The following is a 17,277-nucleotide window of genomic DNA, read 5'->3' as shown; positions in this document are numbered from 1 at the left end:
GTGAACCAATTCATTTCTCCTGCAGTAGCACTGATGAACCGGTTGCCGATGCTGTATAAGTTCAGTCTTATCAGTATTCTGTTTCTCTTGCCGATTGGCGGGCTGTCCTGGCTTGTGATGACCGAGCTCAACCGTTCTGTTGAAGCCGTGACGCGCGGCGTGTCGGGCCTGGAGCAATTGCGCCGGATAGACCATCTTGTAGATGTCTCAATGGACTACCGGGATTACCGGGCGCCGGCGGTGACAAAAAACAACGAAGCTATCAGGGCCCGCTCAGATAAAGCTGCCGAAGAGATTACTTCTGTTCTGGAAAGGCTGATATTGGAGGCGCGCTCTTTTGATGCATCTGGAGCATGGGCTGAACAGGTCGAAGCCCTGCAGGCTGACTGGCAGACTCTCCGCGCAGATGATCACTACCAGGGCAATTTCGATCCGCAGTTCAAGTACTACCAGGAGTTTGTCCAGAAAGCACTGGCGCTCCTTCCCGCAACCATCGAGACGTCCGGGCTGGGCCAGGGGACATCGAGGGAAAATCAGGTGGTTCTGGGGCTGATTCGTGAAACCCTTCCTGACGCCCGAAGTGTCATCGGGCAGGCGCGTTCCTACGGCTCCTATGCATTGGTCGAAGGGCAGCTAGGCTATGCTCTCAGTGAAACACTCAACGAAATCTATGATGGTCTTACCAATCGCAGTTCGCTGCTTTTACCAGCTCTGGCACTTGCTGCAGACGTTTCTCCTGCACTGGCGTCCCGGGCAGGCGATGCCCTCCCGAACGTAGAAGAAAGTCTTCTTGGCGTCCGTGAGTTGCTGGACGTAAATATTATTACACCTATGCGGCTGGAACTTTCCTGGCAGGAATATGATTCGCGTCTTTCCGCACAGCTGGAGAGCTACAGTGAGTTGAAAACAGCTGTGTTTGATGTGATAGAAACCAGTCTTAATGCTCGCCTGGGGCAGGAAGTAAGCCAGCGTCGTCTGATCATGGTGTCACTTGTCGCGGTTCTTCTGATTGTCGTATATCTCTATATTGGCTTCTTCATGTCGGTCCGAACTGCTATCAACCGCTTCAGTGAGGCTGCGCGCAAGGTGGCTGCAGGCGACATGACTACCCGGATTTCCCTGGATAACCGCGATGAACTCGGTGAACTGACGGTTGAATTCAACAGTATGACGGACCGTATAGCCGAACTGATACGTTCTGTCGGACAGACGACATCGGAGGTTGATCAGCAGGCAGCGAAGGTAAAGGATACCGCAGCAGCTAACAGTGAGGCGGTGGCGCGCCAGATGGCGGAGAGTGGTCAGATCAATGAAGCCATGAATCAGATGGTTGAAGCGGTGAACGAGGTGACAGAAAGTGCTCGCCGGGTTGCAGACAGTGCCACAGCTGCAGAACAGGATACAGAAACTGGCCGCGACGTAGTTTCGGATACGGTGGAGACCATCAACAGGCTGGCAAGTGAGATATCCGGGGCAGTGGATGTGATCAGCCGGGTTAGCGCCGACAGTGACAGCATCAGTCAGGTTCTGGTGGAAATCAAAGCCATAGCTGCGCAAACCAATCTTCTGGCGCTGAACGCGGCAATCGAAGCGGCTCGTGCTGGCGAATATGGCCGTGGTTTCGCCGTTGTGGCTGATGAAGTGCGCTCTCTTTCCCAGCGCACGCACAAATCTACAGAGGAAATTGAAGGCATGATTTCACAGCTTCAAAGTGGCGTGAAGGATGCTGTAACGGCCATGACAAACAGCCGCGATGTGACTCAGGTAACCGTTGAAAAGTCTGGAGAGGTGACCGAAGCACTGAGCCGGATTGCTCAGGGTATCTCGGTGATTGTGGATATGAGTCACCAGATTGCCCAGGCAGCGGAAGAGCAGTCTGCGGTGTCGAAAGACGTCAATGCCAGTGTTGCACACATTGGCGAGCTGGGGGCATCGACTGCCTCTAATGCTGAAGAAACCCTGATTTCATCTCAGGAGATGTCTGATCTGACGGCTTCACTGCAGAGGCTTGTTGAGGCGTTTAAAGTCTGAATTATTGGATAGACGGCAAGGTGTGGCGCAGAGGCTCGGGAAACACGCTGTGAATACGTCCGTGTACGCTTGGCTCCGCACAGTTTCCGGAGCCTCTGCGCCACACCTTGCCTGATTATGGTGAATGCAATGTTACGCTCAGCGTGACCGTTACATTCCTGATTTTTTTTGATCCCAAAGAATCTCTTCAGCGCCTTCCCGGCGCGCTAACACCCTCGAAGCTACAAACAACAGGTCTGATAGACGGTTAAGATACTGGCGTGCCAACACGTTTATTGAATCCTCCTGGCTGAGGGCAACCACTACACGCTCCGCACGGCGGCAAACTGCGCGGGCCAGATGGCACTGAGCTGCGGCCGGGCTACCGCCGGGCAGGATGAAGTTTTTCAACGGCGGCAAGGGCTCGTTCATTTCATCCAGCAGATCTTCCAGCCAGCTGATGTGATCATTGTTGATTGCCTCACTGCCAGGAATGGCAAATTCACCGCCAAGATCAAACAGGTGATGCTGAATGCGACGCAAAGAGTCCAGCATGTCATCGTCGCTATCCAGAGTTTCAATCAGCAGGCCAATGTGGCAGTTCAGCTCATCGGTCATTCCCATTGCTTCAACACGTGGGGCGCTCTTTGGCAGGCGGTTTCCATCGGCCAGGCCGGTAGTACCGTCATCACCGGTACGGGTGTATATCTTGGAAAGGCGATTGCCCATGAAAGTGCTCCTTATTGGTGAGATGATGCGGAATCGTTAAAAACGGTACAGAGTTTGTACTCGTTCGGTCAGCATTTGGTTTACCGGCGTGGCAACACCGTGGCGCTTTCCGCATTGCACAAGATAGCCATTGATAAAATCAATCTCGGTTTTGCGCCTTGCCATCACATCCGCGCGCATGGACGACGTATTGCTGGCGGTATTTCTTGCTACTGTTTCGATTCGTTCCCGAAGAACCTCCGGCGCAACAGCCTCAGAGGTTTCTGCTTGAAGCAGAACAGATATCTCTGAACAAAGCCCGTCAATGTTCTCCTGATAGAGAGGCAAGCCCAGAATGTCTCCGTTAGGGCAGTCGAGCAGGGCTGTAAACGGATTGATCCCCGCATTCACTACCAGCTTCTGCCAAAGTCTCTGCAGGATGTTCTCCTCAGCATGAATTCGCAAACCGGTCTCAGCCAACTGTTCGACAATACTTGCCGTGTAGTAAGTAGCGGAGTCTGTTAGTGCTCCTACCCAGGTATCACCAGCTCCGGCATGAACCAGAGCATCCGGGGAAGGTCTGTTTGCACCTTCGGTAGTGCTGGCCGCTAAAATCGGTCGGCCCGGCCAGCGCTCAGCAACTGTATGTTGACTGCCTAAGCCGTTCTGAAACAAAACAACGGGGGTGTCGTTCGGAATATGAGGCAACCAGTCATTCAGGGCAGTAAGCGTATCGCTAGCCTTGGTGGTTACGAGAAGAAGCTTTACATTCTCAGCTGACCTGAACCAAGGCAAATCAACATGGATGCGGGCTTCACCAAAGGGCGGAGCAGAGCGTACAAGGATGTATTCACAGCGTGTTTCGGGAGGGGTTTCCTGAAGGCTGAAGCTTCTCCGAAGTTCACCACCAGAGAGCCGAGGCAAAAAGCCACAGTGGGCAGACGGCAAAAGGGCGGCCCAAAGCCGCCCCAAAGAACCCGCTCCAAGAATGGCGATCAATCCGCCACTCCCGGAGCGCTCACCCGCAGACGCCATAGCTACATGGCCTCAATATCTGCGCGCTGCAGCTTCAGCCGATTCAGGTTGCCCTGAGCCTCTGCAAGCTTCTCCTGCTCCTTCGCGACGACCTCAGCCGGTGCTTTGGCAGTAAACTTCTCATTGTTCAGCTTGCCTTCCAGGCGTCCGATTTCCTTTTGCAGGCGCTCAAGCTCCTTGTCCAGGCGCTTCAGTTCCGCATCTTTATCGATCAGCCCGGCCATAGGAACCAGAACTTCCATATCGCCAACCAGTTGAGTGGCGCTCATGGGTGCATCACCACCTTCAAGCCACTCAAGGCTTTCCAGTTTGGCCAGAGAGCTCAGGAACTGACGGTTTTCATTCATCCGTCGCTGACCTTCTGCACTGTTGCCACGGAACAGAACCGGAATCTTCTTCGCTGGCGAAATGTTCATCTCGCCGCGAATATTGCGCACGGCCACGATTACACCCTTCAGCCACTCAATATCCTCGACTGCCGATGAATCGTGCTTGCCGGTATCCGCTTGTGGATATGGCTGCAGCATGATGCTGTCACCGGATTTACCGGCGAGAGGTGCAATGCGCTGCCAGATTTCTTCTGTGATAAACGGCATGATCGGATGTGCCAGGCGCAAAACGGCTTCCAGCACGCGAACCAGGGTACGGCGAGTACCACGTTTGGCTTCAGCGCTGGCGTTGTCGTTGCTCAGGGAAGGCTTGGAAAGCTCCAGATACCAGTCGCAGTATTCGTTCCAGATGAACTCATAAAGTGCCTGCGAGGCCAGATCGAAGCGGTATTGGTCCAGGTGGCGGGTTACATCCTGCTCGCATTGCTGCAGAGCGCTGATGATCCAGCGGTCAGCCAGTGACAGTTCTACTGGTTCGCCATTTACTCCGCAGTCTTCGCCTTCGGTGTTCATCAGTACATAGCGGGCAGCGTTCCACAACTTGTTGCAGAAGTTGCGGTAGCCTTCGAGACGCTTCATATCCCAGTTGATGTCACGACCGGTAGTGGCCATGGCTGCCAGGGTGAAGCGGAGGGCGTCTGTGCCGTGGGCAGAGATGCCCTCGGGGAATTCTTTCTCGGTCTGTTTGGCTATTTTCCTGGCCAGCTTGGGCTGCATGAGGTTACCAGTGCGCTTTTCCAGCAGCGGGGCAAGCTCGATGCCGTCAATCATGTCCAAGGGGTCAATTACGTTGCCCTTGGACTTGGACATCTTGTCGCCGTGCTCATCGCGAATCAGGCCGGTGACGTAAACCGTCTTGAAAGGAACCTGGGGCGTACCGTCTTCATTTTTCATGAAGTGCATGGTCATCATGATCATCCGGGCAACCCAGAAGAAAATGATGTCGAAACCGGTAACCAGAACATCCGTTGGATGGAAGGTTTTCAGGCGCTCTGTGATTTCGGGCCAGCCGAGCGTGCCGAACGTCCAGAGTGCAGAGCTGAACCAGGTGTCCAGTACGTCGTCATCCTGTTTCAGTGACACTTCTGCAGGCAGATTGTGCTTCTGGCGCACCTCTTCTTCATTGCGGCCTACATAGATATTGCCGTCGGCATCATACCAGGCCGGTATGCGGTGGCCCCACCACAGTTGACGGGAAATACACCAGTCCTGAATGTCACGCATCCAGGAGAAGTACATGTTCTCGTATTGCTTGGGTACAAACTGGATGCGGCCGTCTTCAACGGCTTCGATAGCCGGTTTGGCCAGTGTTTTCGCATCAGCAAACCACTGGTCGGTCAGCATCGGTTCAATGATCAGGCCGGAACGGTCACCGCGGGGGACGCTCAGTACGTGGTCTTCCACCTGTTGCAACAGACCAGCGGCTTCCATATCAGCCACAATCTGCTTGCGTGCGTCTTCCCGGGTCAGGCCGGCATAGGCTGTCGGGAGGGACGCGTCCAGTTCAGTGTTTTCACTGCCGTCGCTGTTGAATACTTCGGCGAGCTCACGGATGTCGGCATCCTGAGTCAGCACGTTCATCATCGGCAGGTTGTTACGTTTGCCCACGGCATAATCGTTAAAATCGTGAGCCGGGGTGATTTTTACGCAGCCGGAACCTTTTTCGGGGTCAGCGTGGTGGTCGGCAATAACCGGAATGCGGCGGTTCACCAGCGGCAGCATTACGAACTTGCCAATCAGGTGTTGGTACCGTTCGTCGTCCGGGTGAACCGCTACGGCGGTGTCTCCCAGCATGGTTTCCGGGCGGGTGGTGGCAACGACCAGGTAGTTTTTGCCATCCTGTGTCGTGGCGCCGTCTGCCAGCGGATAGCGCAGGTGCCAGAAAAAGCCCTTTTCTTCTTTGTTTTCCACTTCCAGGTCGGAAATGGCGGTGTGCAGCTTGGGATCCCAGTTCACCAGGCGTTTGCCACGGTAAACCAGACCGTCTTCGTACAGCCGTATAAACACTTCCTGCACGGCTTTATAAAAGCCATCATCCATTGTGAAGCGTTCGGTATCCCAGTCTACGGAGTTGCCTAGCCGGCGCATCTGGCTGGTGATGGTGCCGCCAGACTCTTCTTTCCATTCCCAGATACGTTTTATGAAATCGTCGCGGCCCAGATCGTGGCGGGTTTTGCCTTCTTCCGCAGCCAGTTTACGTTCAACCACCATCTGGGTGGCGATACCTGCGTGGTCACTCCCTACTTGCCACAGAGTATTGTGGCCCTGCATACGTTTGTAGCGGGTGAGGGTGTCCATGATGGTGTGCTGGAAGGCATGCCCCATGTGCAGGCTGCCGGTCACATTGGGTGGTGGTATGGCGATGCTGTAGGACTGGCCTTCACCGCTGGGGCGGAAGTACCCTTTGGATTCCCAGTTCTCGTACCACTGGCGCTCGATATTTTCTGGCTGGTAGGTTTTTTCCATGGGTTTTTACTGGTGACCGTTTGGTTGATTCACAGGAGGAAATTGAAACGCTCGATTATACATGGTCGGCCGGATTGCGGCGAACCCGAATGAAGGGCTAGCGCTTTCTTTGGTCGTGAACCCGGGGCTGGATACCCAGTGTTCTGAGTTGCCTGAAGTGTGACCGGGCCTGGTTGAGAACTTCGGGGTCATTGTGGGCGACCAGGGCGAGGCGTTTGAAGCTGTCTGCATTTGCCGGAAGAGTGTCGGAGAGGATGATCACGGTATCCCAGTCCTCAGCCCTCGGCGGGCATAACAGGATGCCCACGGGGTCGCTGCAGATTGTGGCGGATTCGGCCACAATGCTGTGGGGGATAAACGCCTCCGGGCTGAAGTTCCAGAGCAGTTCGTCGAGCTCCCCCGCCTGTTCCGCAGTGTCGCATACAATGCACACTCTATCGCCCTGCTGCCAGGCTTTATTTGCCAGCTTGACCGTATGCAGATTGCGGGCAACCGGGGTGTCCTGCAAGAGGATGTGGAACCAGTAACGCTGGTTTTTGTCTTCTTGTCTGGAGCCCGGTTCCGCCTCTTGCCCGGAGGCACCGGCAGCGTTGCTGCCGGTTTGTGGCGCAGGATTATTATCCGGCATGGGACATCAGGTAATTTACCAGCAGAGGGACCGGCCGGCCGGAGGAGCCTTTGGCTTTGCCGGAATGCCAGGCGGTGCCGGCGATGTCCAGGTGCGCCCAGCGATATTCCTTGGTGAAACGCGAAAGGAAGCAGGCTGCGGTAATGGTGCCAGCCGAGCGCCCACCTATGTTGGCCATGTCTGCAAAGTTGCTGTCCAGCAGGTTCTGGTACTCATCCCAGAGAGGCAGGCGCCAGGCTTTGTCACTGGCGCGATCGCCGGCAGCCAGCAACTCGTTGGCAAGTTCGTCGTTATTGGCCAGCAGGCCGGTAGCTTCGTGGCCAAGGGCGACAATGCAGGCACCGGTAAGGGTGGCCAGATCAATTACCGCTGCAGGGTCGAATTTCTTCACATAGGTGAGGGCGTCGCACAGTACCAGGCGTCCTTCAGCGTCTGTATTGAGGATTTCTACCGTCTGGCCTGACATTGTGGTCACTATGTCGCCCGGGCGCGTAGCGTTGCCGTCTGGCATGTTCTCAGCTGCAGCTATAACGGCAACTACGTTGATTTTCGGTTGTATCTCTGCGAGTACCTGCATGGCACCGAACACGGCTGCAGAGCCTCCCATGTCGTATTTCATTTCATCCATGCCGGCGCCTGGCTTAAGGCTGATGCCGCCACTGTCGAAAGTGATTCCTTTGCCAACCAGAACATGAGGCTTGTCTTTCGCGTTACCTCCGCGGTACTCCATTACGATCAGGCGCGGGGGCTGAGTGCTGCCCTTGCCAACAGCCAGAAGGGAGTTCATGCCCAGTTTTTGCATCTGCTTTTCATTGAGGATTTCAGTCTTGATGCAATCGTGGTCGGCTGCCATTTTGCTGGCCTGTTCGGCAAGCCAGACCGGATGGCAGACATTGGGGGGCGTGTTACCCAGGTCGCGGGTAAGGTTCATTCCACGGCCAGTCGCCAGACCCAGGTTGAACGCTGTTTTCTCGGCTTTCCCGGTGGCCGAAGCAGACACAAGGATTTTGCTTAGTTTACGCGCAGAAGGTTTCTCGCTCTTGTACTCGCTGAAGGTGTAGAGCTGGTCTTCCAGGGTGCGCCCAATGAGGCTTAGCTTTGCCAGTTCTGAGCTTGTGTCTTCGTCTCCAGTAACGGCTGTGTCCGAAAGAGTGATCAGAACGCTTTTTGAGGGGCCGTCCTTAAGCAGGCCTGCCATTGCAATCAGTGCCTTACGGAAGTTTGCGGGATTCCGGTCGGCATCTTTGCCTGTGCCGACAATCAAAAGTCTGCTCCAGGTCTGATCGCTTAATGGAATCAGGGTTGCCTGTGCATTCTTGCCACTGATGTCGCCGGCTTTCTGGAGTTTGCTTATCAGCCCTCCCAGCGCACCGTCTGCCTCGGTAGTGGAGGCTGGCCAATCGCCTTTTTCCGGCAGGGCGACGACCAGGCAGTCGGCTTTGGTATTCGCAATGGCTTTGCTGTTAAGGCTGAAGTTCATGGAAACTCCTGTTACGTGTCCGGGGAAGCCGCAGTCGTCAGCGGCAGGAATGAGTTCTTTCAGTTCATGCAAGCATTGGGGCTGACCAGTGAATTATCAAGCTGCAGGCCAGGGTTACTTCGCTTTACCGATGCATAATCTGTCGTGGCCTTAACGTCTCTGCACTGTCATTCAGTCCCAAGGTTACATAGAATACGCGCAGTTTTCCTATTCCTCCATGTTCCGGTCTATGCGGGCAGAGAAACCGTTTTGAGCATTATTTTCCGCTATCTCATACGTCAGGTTATGGTCAGCATGATTGCCGTTTCGGGCATTCTGCTGCTTGTGTTCATGAGCGGGCGCTTTATTAAATATCTTGCCGGAGCTGCTGAAGGCAAGATCGCCCCTGGCGTACTGTTTGAAATCATGGCTTACCGCTTCCCGGGGTTTCTGGAGCTGATTCTGCCGCTGGGGTTGTTCATCGGGATACTGCTGGCCTATGGCCGGATGTACCTGGAAAGTGAGATGACCGTACTCCATGCCTGTGGCGTGAGTGATCGACAGTTGCTGGCAAAAACGCTTATGGGCAGCCTGGTTGTCATGCTTGTGGTCGGGAGTATGAGCCTGGTGGTTTCTCCCTGGGGCATGGGACAGGTGGAGAAAATTTTTGCCGAACAGGCGAAGGCGACGGAGTTTGATCTGCTGGCGCCGGGGCGCTTTCAAAAGTTGTCGTCAGGTGGGCGAGTAACCTACACCGAAGCCCTCAGTGATGATAAACGTCGTCTTGAAGGCGTGTTTATCGCTGAGTACGGTAGTGATGGAACCGGTGTGAGCGTTATTACCGCCGATTCCGGATCCCAGTTGATCGATGAGGAAACCGGTAGTCGCTTCCTCATTCTGGAAAACGGTGCTCGCTTCGATGGTATACCTGGAAAACTCGATTACCAGATTACCGGTTTTGAAGCCTATGGCCTGAAGATCCTCAGTGGCGGCAGCGGTGACGTAGAGCTTGATGAAGGAGTTACGACTGGCCAGCTGATGCGTTCAGATGACCCGAGAGACCGGGCTCTGTTGCACTGGCGTTTTTCGTTACCATTGATTGTTCCCATTGTGACCTTGCTGGCAGTAAGGCTTAGCAGGGTTAATCCAAGGCAAGGACGGTTTTTCCATCTGTTGCCGGCCATGCTTGTTTATGTTGCTTATCTTGGTCTGCTTATTGTTGCCCGCGATGCCATGTCTGATGGCAAGGTGCCGGAGTGGCTGGGCATGCTGTGGGTGCACGCTATTTTCCTAACTCTTGGCCTCTGGCTTCAGTTTGGACCTGCATGGCTTCACAAAAGAAAGCTGAAGCGGGAAGGGGGCGCTGCCCATGCGTAAAATTGATCACTATGTGATGCGCAATGTTGGCGGAGCCATGTTACTGGTAATGCTTGTGGTGCTGTCTCTGGACCTGATTTTCGCCTTTGTTGGGGAGCTGGACGACACCCGGAACAGCTATCAGATTATGGATGCGCTCTGGTATGTGTTCCTCACTCTGCCACGCCGGGTCTATGACTATCTGCCATTGGGGGCTTTTATGGGCTGCCTGGTAGGCCTGGGTGCAATGGCCAGTTCGTCAGAACTCACTGTAATACGTGCGGCAGGAGTTTCTATCAAACGGGTTGTCTGGTCTGCCATGAAGCCTGCGCTGGTGATTGTGCTGACTGGTGTGATTATTGGTGAATACCTGGCTCCGCCGGCGGAGCGGACTGCCCAGAGTTATAAAGCGGTTGCCCTCGGCGCTGGCCAGAATGTCGCTGCGGCCCACGGGGTATGGCACCGGGAGGGGAATATTTTCATGCACCTTAATGCGGTACAGCCGAATGGGGTGCTGCATGGAGTTTCTTTGTTCCGCTTTAACGATCAGCGGCAGTTGATGGCCGCCAGTTTTGCCGAGCGGGCCATCTATCAGGGCGATCACTGGTTACTGGAAAACTCAACCACTACGCGCCTTGAGGGCGACTCAACGAGCCGGGAAGATCACAGGTCTCTGCGCTGGGATACTGGCCTTTCGCCGAGCGTGCTGAGTGTGCTGATCGTTAAACCGGAAAATCTTTCAATGACAGGCTTGTATACTTATGCAAGCTATCTTGGTGATCAGGAGCTGAATGCCTCCCCATACTGGCTGGCGTTCTGGAAGAAAGCCCTGATGCCGTTGGGCACAGGGGTAATGGTGCTGGTGGCGATTTCCTTTATATTCGGGCCACTGCGTTCGGTCACTATGGGGTTTCGTGTATTTACCGGCCTGCTTGTGGGGTTGGTTTTCAAATATATGCAGGATTTATTGGGCCCCATGAGTGTGGTTTACGGATTCAACCCGGTTCTGGCAGTTCTCGTGCCCATTGCTATCAGTGCAGTCTTCGGGGCAGTGCTGATGCGCCGGGCAGGGTAGAAACTCTGCGTCCTGGCTCACTCTGCTCCAGGTTTCTTCTGCAGGGCTACGACAACGCTGTCCGACAGTCTGTCTGTTACTGAAAGTCCGTTTATCGGGTAAAACAGTGCGATCATTGCCGGAATGGTCAGGAAAAGTGTTGCCACACCGAGGTAGTAGCCTGCCAGCAGGGCCAGGAAAAATACCGCCGCAGCTGTCACATAACGGCGCAAGGCCTGGCTCCAGTTTACTGAGGACCCGTCCAGGTTTTCTATGCGTATGCGCCATACCTGCATGCCAAGTGTCTGTCCGATTCGTGTCCAGAAGTAGGCAAAGAAAAGGTACATCACCAGAAACAGCACAAACGTCAGGCCCGGATCGCCGGATAACTGGCCAGCTTCTGCTTTCTGTTCGAGGCGGTCCCAGCCCGTAATCCAGCCGGTAATCATGGTGTAAATCCATGTTGTAACCAGAAGCACGGCAATACTGATAAGGCCATCGTAAACGACGGCAAGCAATCGTTTGAGAAACGTCGCCGGGGGAAGTAGTTCTTCAGCGGCGTGGAAGCGACGGGGCATGGGGTCTCCTGTGATGTTTCACGTTTTTCCTGTACTCAGCGTGTGCTAGAGTAGCGGATTTGCACACGCATGTAAGTATTCGTATTCAATCGCGGATCCGGCCGTTTCAAGGCAGGGTTTCTGGAAAGGTATCAAAGGGCTATGAAAACCGCAGAGTTGCGACAGGCATTTCTTGATTATTTCAAACAGCAAGGTCACACGATTGTTTCAAGCAGCTCGCTGGTGCCAGCGGACGATCCGACACTGCTGTTTACGAATGCGGGAATGAACCAGTTCAAGGACGTGTTCCTTGGCCGTGAAGAACGCGATTACAGTCGCGCAACCAGTTCCCAGAAATGCGTCCGTGCCGGCGGTAAGCACAACGATCTGGAAAACGTAGGCTACACCGCCCGTCACCACACATTTTTTGAAATGCTGGGTAACTTCAGCTTCGGTGATTATTTCAAGCGCGAAGCTATTAATTATGCCTGGACATTCCTGACTGGCGAACAGTGGCTGAACCTGCCAACTGAGAAGCTGTGGGTGACGGTCTACGCCGACGACGATGAAGCCTACGATATCTGGAACAAAGAAATAGGTGTGCCAGCAGACCGTATTGTCCGCATCGGAGACAATGGTGGTGCTCCTTATGCTTCAGACAATTTCTGGCAGATGGGCGATACCGGCCCCTGCGGTCCCTGTACAGAAATATTTTTTGACCATGGTCCGGATGTAGCCGGAGGCCCTCCTGGAAGCCCGGAAGAGGACGGCGACCGCTACATTGAAATCTGGAACGTGGTTTTCATGCAGTACAACCGTACTGCCGATGGCGAAATGCTAAACCTGCCCAAACCTTCCGTTGATACGGGTATGGGGCTGGAGCGGGTTACGGCTGTTCTTCAGGGTGTACACAGCAACTACGAAATCGATCTCTTCGACGATCTGCTCAAAGCTGCTTCCGCTATACTCGGTGGCGCTGCAACCACTGAAGCCAGCCTGCGTGTGGTTGCTGACCACATTCGTTCCTGTGCGTTCCTGATTTCTGACGGCGTCATGCCATCAAATGAAGGCCGTGGTTTCGTGCTGCGGCGCATCATCCGTCGTGCGGCTCGTCACGGTAACAAGCTTGGAGCTACCGGGCCGTTTTTCTACAAGCTGACGGGGGCGCTGGTTGCACTGATGGGCGAGGCATTTCCGCAGCTGGTCAGTAGCCAGAAGCAGATAGAAAGAGTGCTGCTGCAGGAAGAGGAGCAGTTTGTAAAGACTCTGGATAAGGGCTTGCGTCTGCTTGAACAGGATATTGCGGATCTGAAAGGAGACGTTATTCCGGGCGAAACCATTTTCACATTATACGATACCTATGGTTTTCCGGTTGATCTGACGAACGATATAGCTCGCGAACGCGGTTTGACTCTGGATTACGATGGCTATGAAAAGGCCATGGAAAGTCAGCGTGAACGTGCAAGGGCAGCAAGCAAATTCGGTATTGACTATAATGCCGCTGGGCTGGGTATCGACGGAAAGACTGAGTTCACCGGTTATGACAGGGTTGATGGCCACGAGCGCATCCGCGCGGTGATCGTCAACGGTGAGCAGAAAACCGCCGAAGCCGGAGACGAAGCCGTTGTAGTGCTGGAGCGTACACCCTTTTACGCTGAATCCGGTGGCCAGGTAGGTGATACCGGGCTGCTGACCTGGAGTGGTGGGCGTTTCAAGGTAACCGATACACGCAAGGACGGTGATAACCACCTGCATGTAGGCACCCTTATTGAGGGTGAAATGTTCCCGGGCCTGGAAGTGGATGCGCGTATCGATCACGTCCGCCGTGACCGGACTCGCCGGAATCACTCTGCTACGCACCTGCTGCACGCAGCACTGCGCAACGTACTGGGCGAGCATGTCGGGCAAAAGGGCTCACTGGTTGACCCGGACAAGCTGCGTTTCGACTTTTCACACTTTGAGGCCGTAACGCCTGAGCAGCTGAAAGAAATCGAACGTCAGGTCAATGAGCAGATTCTCAGCAACACCGCGGTTCAGACTGACATTACTGATATGGAGCAGGCGCAGGAAAAAGGCGCAATGGCTTTGTTTGGTGAAAAGTACGGTGATGTTGTCCGGGTATTGAGTATGGGTACTGACAGCTACTCTGTGGAGTTGTGTGGTGGTACTCACGTAGATCGCACAGGTGATATTGGTCTGTTCCGCATAACGTCAGAAAGCGGGATCTCTTCCGGCGTTCGTCGTATTGAAGCGGTCACTGGCTTTGGCGCGCTGGAGTGGGTGGATGAGACAGAGCGTACCCTGCGGGAAGCGGCGCGCCTGGTAAAAGGCAGCCGGGAAACCGTTGTCGACAAGGTGCAGCAGACTGTTGACCGGAACCGGCAACTCGAGAAGGATGTTGACGCACTGAAGGCCAAACTTGCCAGTTCGGCAGGGAGTGACCTCGCGGACTCTTCAGTTGAAGTGGCTGGGCTCAAGGTAGTAGCTTCCGAGCTCGAAGGAGCAGACCGGAAAACGCTTATGGATACGGCTGACCAGCTCAAGAACAAATTGGGCGAAGGTGTGGTCGTTCTCGCCAGCGTGGATGATGGAAAAGTAACTCTGGTTGCAGGTGTAACCAAATCGGCAACAGGCCGAATCAAGGCTGGTGATCTGATGAAGCATCTTGCTGGTTTGGTTGACGGCAAAGGTGGCGGCCGGCCCGATATGGCTCAGGGCGGCGGCAACGATCCCTCAAAGCTGGCGGAGGCATTAGCCGGAGTGCCGGAGTGGGTTGAAAAAAATATCTCTTAAGCAACTGTTTTTCTGAAGCGGTCGGGGTTTATAATCCTTGCCGCTTATTTTTGACGGGCAGGGCGCTTGGTTCTGTCTCAGGTCTCTGATTCGGATATTGGAAAGACAATGGCTCTGTTGGTTCAGAAGTTTGGTGGCACCTCGGTGGGTACAACCGAGCGCATAGAAGCTGTGGCTGAGAAAGTGTGCGGCTTTCGCAAAGAGGGCCACGATGTTGTTGTGGTGGTTTCTGCCATGAGTGGCGAAACCAACCGGCTGATTTCGCTGGCCAACAATATAACGGAAGACCCCACCCCCCGGGAGATGGATGTTCTGGTTTCTACAGGGGAACAGGTAACCATTGCCCTTCTCTCCATGGCATTGCAGAAACATGGTTGTGACGCCCGGTCCTATACCGGGTCTCAGGTTCGTATACTGACCGACAGCATGCACACCAAGGCCCGTATAAGGCAGATTGACGAGCAGCGTATGCGCGAGGATCTTGATGCCGGGCGCGTGGTAGTTGTAGCCGGATTTCAGGGTGTTGATGAAAACGGCAATATTACTACTCTTGGCCGGGGTGGCTCAGACACCACGGCTGTTGCCCTGGCGGCTGCCCTGAAGGCCGACGAATGCCAGATCTATACCGATGTAGATGGCGTATACACCACTGACCCCAGGGTAGTGGACAGTGCCCGTCGTCTGGAGCGGATAACATTTGAAGAAATGATGGAAATGGCGAGCCTGGGCTCCAAAGTGCTCCAGATTCGTGCCGTAGAATTTGCGGGTAAATACAATGTTCCGCTAAGGGTGCTCTCCAGTTTCGAAGAAGGTGAGGGGACTCTGATTACATTTGAGGAAAATACCGCTATGGAACAACCGGTCGTCTCCGGCATCGCTTTTAACCGCGATGAAGCCAAAGTTACGATTTCGGGGGTGCCCGACACCCCGGGAAGTGCACTGCGCATTCTGAAGCCGATAAGCGATGCCAACATTGACGTGGATATGATCGTCCAGAACGTTGGTGAGGATAACCGGACTGCATTCACGTTTACGGTTCATCGCAACGATTTCAAGCGCGCAACAGAAGTGCTTCAGCGCGTTTCGGATGAGTTGGGTGCGCGTGAAGTCAGTGGTGATATCAAGATTGCTAAGGTCAGCATTGTCGGCGTTGGAATGCGCTCTCATGCGGGAGTGGCTACCAAAATGTTTGAGGCGCTCTCTGTTGAGGGCATTAATATTCAGATGATCGCCACTTCAGAAATCAAGATTTCGGTGGTGATTGACGAGAAATATCTTGAGCTTGCGGTTCGTGCCCTTCACAGTGCATTCGAACTCGACAAACCTGGGGTGGAAGAAACCCTTTGATGTGGGCTGTAATCAGGTTTTCGGGCCTGATTTAAAAGAATTTATTTCTGGCTCCAAGCTCGCGAGTGACAGTATAAGGGAATGTGCTGGTTCTGATCAGGCATTGATCTCACTATAAACGTAGAACCAACTATAAATTTACTTGTCGGAACAGGTAGTTCTGGATAGGGAGAAGGGATATGTTGATTTTAACACGCCGTGTTGGCGAGACTCTGATGGTTGGTGATGACGTTACTGTTACCGTACTCGGAGTGAAAGGCAATCAGGTTCGTATTGGTGTGAATGCACCTAAAGAAGTGGCAGTGCACCGGGAGGAAATTTACCAGCGTATCCAGACTGAAAAAGGTGTGGATGAGCCGGAACCAGGTAATAGTTGAGTAAAAAATAGACCGTTCAGGTATAGCTTGGGCGGTTTTTTTGTTTTCTGGGCAAACGAATGCTAAAAAAACTCTGTCAACCCTATGAAAACAGAAAAAATATGGTAGTATACGCCCCGTTCTGAAGGAGAGGTGGGTGAGTGGCTGAAACCAGTTCCCTGCTAAGGAACCGTACGCGAAAGCGTACCGAGGGTTCGAATCCCTCCCTCTCCGCCATTTTCTTTTTGGGAAGGCGGAACAGGTTGAAGTAGCTTTCAACCATTGGAAGTGATCAATGCGCGGCTGTAGCTCAGCTGGATAGAGTACTCGGCTACGAACCGAGCGGTCGGAGGTTCGAATCCTCCCAGCCGCGCCACTTTTATAAACTGATGATGCGTGAGCCCGGTATCAGGGTCTACCCCGTAAGTCAGACAGGATTTGAGCCGAAAGAGGTTCAACCTAAGCACACGCAGTGTGCTGAGGAACGCCAGAGCAAAGCGATGGCGGCCCCGAAGGGGGTTAGGGTTGAATGCCCTGTTAATCCTTCCATTGGTTAACACCAATTCGGATTGATCAAAAAACTATTGGCGGCTGTAGCTCAGCTGGATAGAGTACTCGGCTACGAACCGAGCGGTCGGAGGTTCGAATCCTCCCAGCCGCGCCATATTCAAGTCAAGATGCCTCAGCTTGTGTATCCTCACAGCCTGAGGCATTTTGCATTCTACAGCTGGGAGAATTTGAACCGTAAGAGGTTCGACCGAAACCTGCAGCGCAGGTTGAGGAACGCGGGAGCGCAGCGACGGCGACCCCGAAGGGGTGAGGGCCAGAGGCCCGAATAATCCTCCCAGCCGCGCCATATTCAAGTCAAGATGCCTCAGCTTGTGTATCCTCACAGCCTGAGGCATTTTGCATTCTACAGCTGGGAGAATTTGAACCGTAAGAGGTTCGACCGAAACCTGCAGCGCAGGTTGAGGAACGCGGGAGCGCAGCGACGGCGACCCCGAAGGGGTGAGGGCCAGAGGCCCGAATAATCCTCCCAGCCGCGCCATATCAAGACCAGAACGCCTCGATTTGTGAACTTCACATGTCGGGGCGTTTTGCATTCCATATCCGGATAAT

The 17,277-nt window shown here is 54.1% G+C and carries 12 protein-coding genes and 3 tRNA genes; 9 read left to right on the top strand and 6 right to left on the bottom strand.

Translation table 11 applies throughout. From position 1 onward, the window contains the following. Positions 1-2,031 (top strand): methyl-accepting chemotaxis protein, encoded by a 2,031-nt coding sequence (locus tag CPA50_RS09865; RefSeq protein ID WP_096782201.1) that lies wholly within the window; start codon positions 1-3, stop codon positions 2,029-2,031. Positions 2,032-2,181: 150 nt separating this feature from the next. Here the strand turns inward: CPA50_RS09865 and CPA50_RS09860 are convergent, their stop codons facing one another. The 5 genes from CPA50_RS09860 to CPA50_RS09840 form a co-directional block, all read right to left on the bottom strand. After that, on the bottom strand, positions 2,182-2,739 hold the full coding sequence (locus tag CPA50_RS09860) for a cob(I)yrinic acid a,c-diamide adenosyltransferase (protein WP_096782200.1): 558 nt from the start codon (positions 2,737-2,739) through the stop codon (positions 2,182-2,184). 36 nt (positions 2,740-2,775) lie between these two features. Beyond that, positions 2,776-3,753: a ketopantoate reductase family protein gene (locus CPA50_RS09855; RefSeq protein ID WP_179397179.1), complete on the bottom strand. Its 978-nt coding sequence runs from the start codon at positions 3,751-3,753 to the stop codon at positions 2,776-2,778. Positions 3,754-3,755: 2 nt separating this feature from the next. After that, positions 3,756-6,608, bottom strand: coding sequence for a valine--tRNA ligase (locus CPA50_RS09850; RefSeq protein WP_096782199.1), 2,853 nt, complete (start codon positions 6,606-6,608; stop codon positions 3,756-3,758). A gap of 97 nt (positions 6,609-6,705) precedes the next feature. Next, positions 6,706-7,236, bottom strand: a complete 531-nt coding sequence (locus CPA50_RS09845) for a DNA polymerase III subunit chi (protein WP_096782198.1) — start codon at positions 7,234-7,236, stop codon at positions 6,706-6,708. Then, positions 7,226-8,716 carry a leucyl aminopeptidase gene (locus CPA50_RS09840; RefSeq protein WP_096782197.1) on the bottom strand — a complete coding sequence of 497 codons (1,491 nt, stop codon included), beginning with the start codon at positions 8,714-8,716 and terminating at the stop codon, positions 7,226-7,228. The genes CPA50_RS09845 and CPA50_RS09840 overlap by 11 nt, the downstream gene beginning before the upstream one ends. Before the next feature lie 249 nt (positions 8,717-8,965). On the opposite strand from CPA50_RS09840, the gene lptF reads away from it, so the two are divergent. Further along, entirely contained in the window at positions 8,966-10,072 is a 1,107-nt protein-coding gene (gene lptF / locus CPA50_RS09835; RefSeq protein WP_096782196.1) for an LPS export ABC transporter permease LptF, read from the top strand. Beyond that, positions 10,065-11,126, top strand: coding sequence for an LPS export ABC transporter permease LptG (gene lptG / locus CPA50_RS09830; protein ID WP_096782195.1), 1,062 nt, complete (start codon positions 10,065-10,067; stop codon positions 11,124-11,126). The genes lptF and lptG overlap by 8 nt, the downstream gene beginning before the upstream one ends. 17 nt (positions 11,127-11,143) lie before the next feature. Here the strand turns inward: lptG and CPA50_RS09825 are convergent, their stop codons facing one another. Beyond that, positions 11,144-11,683: an RDD family protein gene (locus CPA50_RS09825; protein ID WP_096782194.1), complete on the bottom strand. Its 540-nt coding sequence runs from the start codon at positions 11,681-11,683 to the stop codon at positions 11,144-11,146. A 141-nt stretch (positions 11,684-11,824) separates the two neighbouring features. On the opposite strand from CPA50_RS09825, the gene alaS reads away from it, so the two are divergent. From alaS to CPA50_RS09795, 6 genes are all read left to right on the top strand, one after another. Then, complete coding sequence (alaS, locus tag CPA50_RS09820) at positions 11,825-14,455, top strand: alanine--tRNA ligase (RefSeq protein ID WP_096782193.1); 2,631 nt, start codon at positions 11,825-11,827, stop codon at positions 14,453-14,455. 108 nt (positions 14,456-14,563) lie between these two features. Continuing rightward, the gene (locus CPA50_RS09815) at positions 14,564-15,802 is read left to right on the top strand and encodes an aspartate kinase (RefSeq protein WP_096782192.1); all 1,239 of its coding nucleotides are present in this window, start codon (positions 14,564-14,566) and stop codon (positions 15,800-15,802) included. 179 nt (positions 15,803-15,981) lie between these two features. Then, on the top strand, positions 15,982-16,179 hold the full coding sequence (csrA, locus tag CPA50_RS09810; RefSeq protein ID WP_096782191.1) for a carbon storage regulator CsrA: 198 nt from the start codon (positions 15,982-15,984) through the stop codon (positions 16,177-16,179). A 126-nt stretch (positions 16,180-16,305) separates the two neighbouring features. Then, positions 16,306-16,395: transfer RNA gene (locus tag CPA50_RS09805), tRNA-Ser, on the top strand. A gap of 62 nt (positions 16,396-16,457) precedes the next feature. Further along, positions 16,458-16,534: transfer RNA gene (locus CPA50_RS09800), tRNA-Arg, on the top strand. A 211-nt stretch (positions 16,535-16,745) separates the two neighbouring features. Then, positions 16,746-16,822 (top strand) — tRNA-Arg (locus CPA50_RS09795). Positions 16,823-17,277 lie beyond the last annotated feature (455 nt).

The sequence above is a fragment of the Marinobacter sp. ANT_B65 genome (assembly GCF_002407605.1).
Taxonomy (GTDB): Bacteria; Pseudomonadota; Gammaproteobacteria; order Pseudomonadales; family Oleiphilaceae; genus Marinobacter.
The sequence above is the reverse complement of the archived record's forward strand: the minus strand, read 5'-3'. Positions and strand labels throughout refer to the sequence as shown.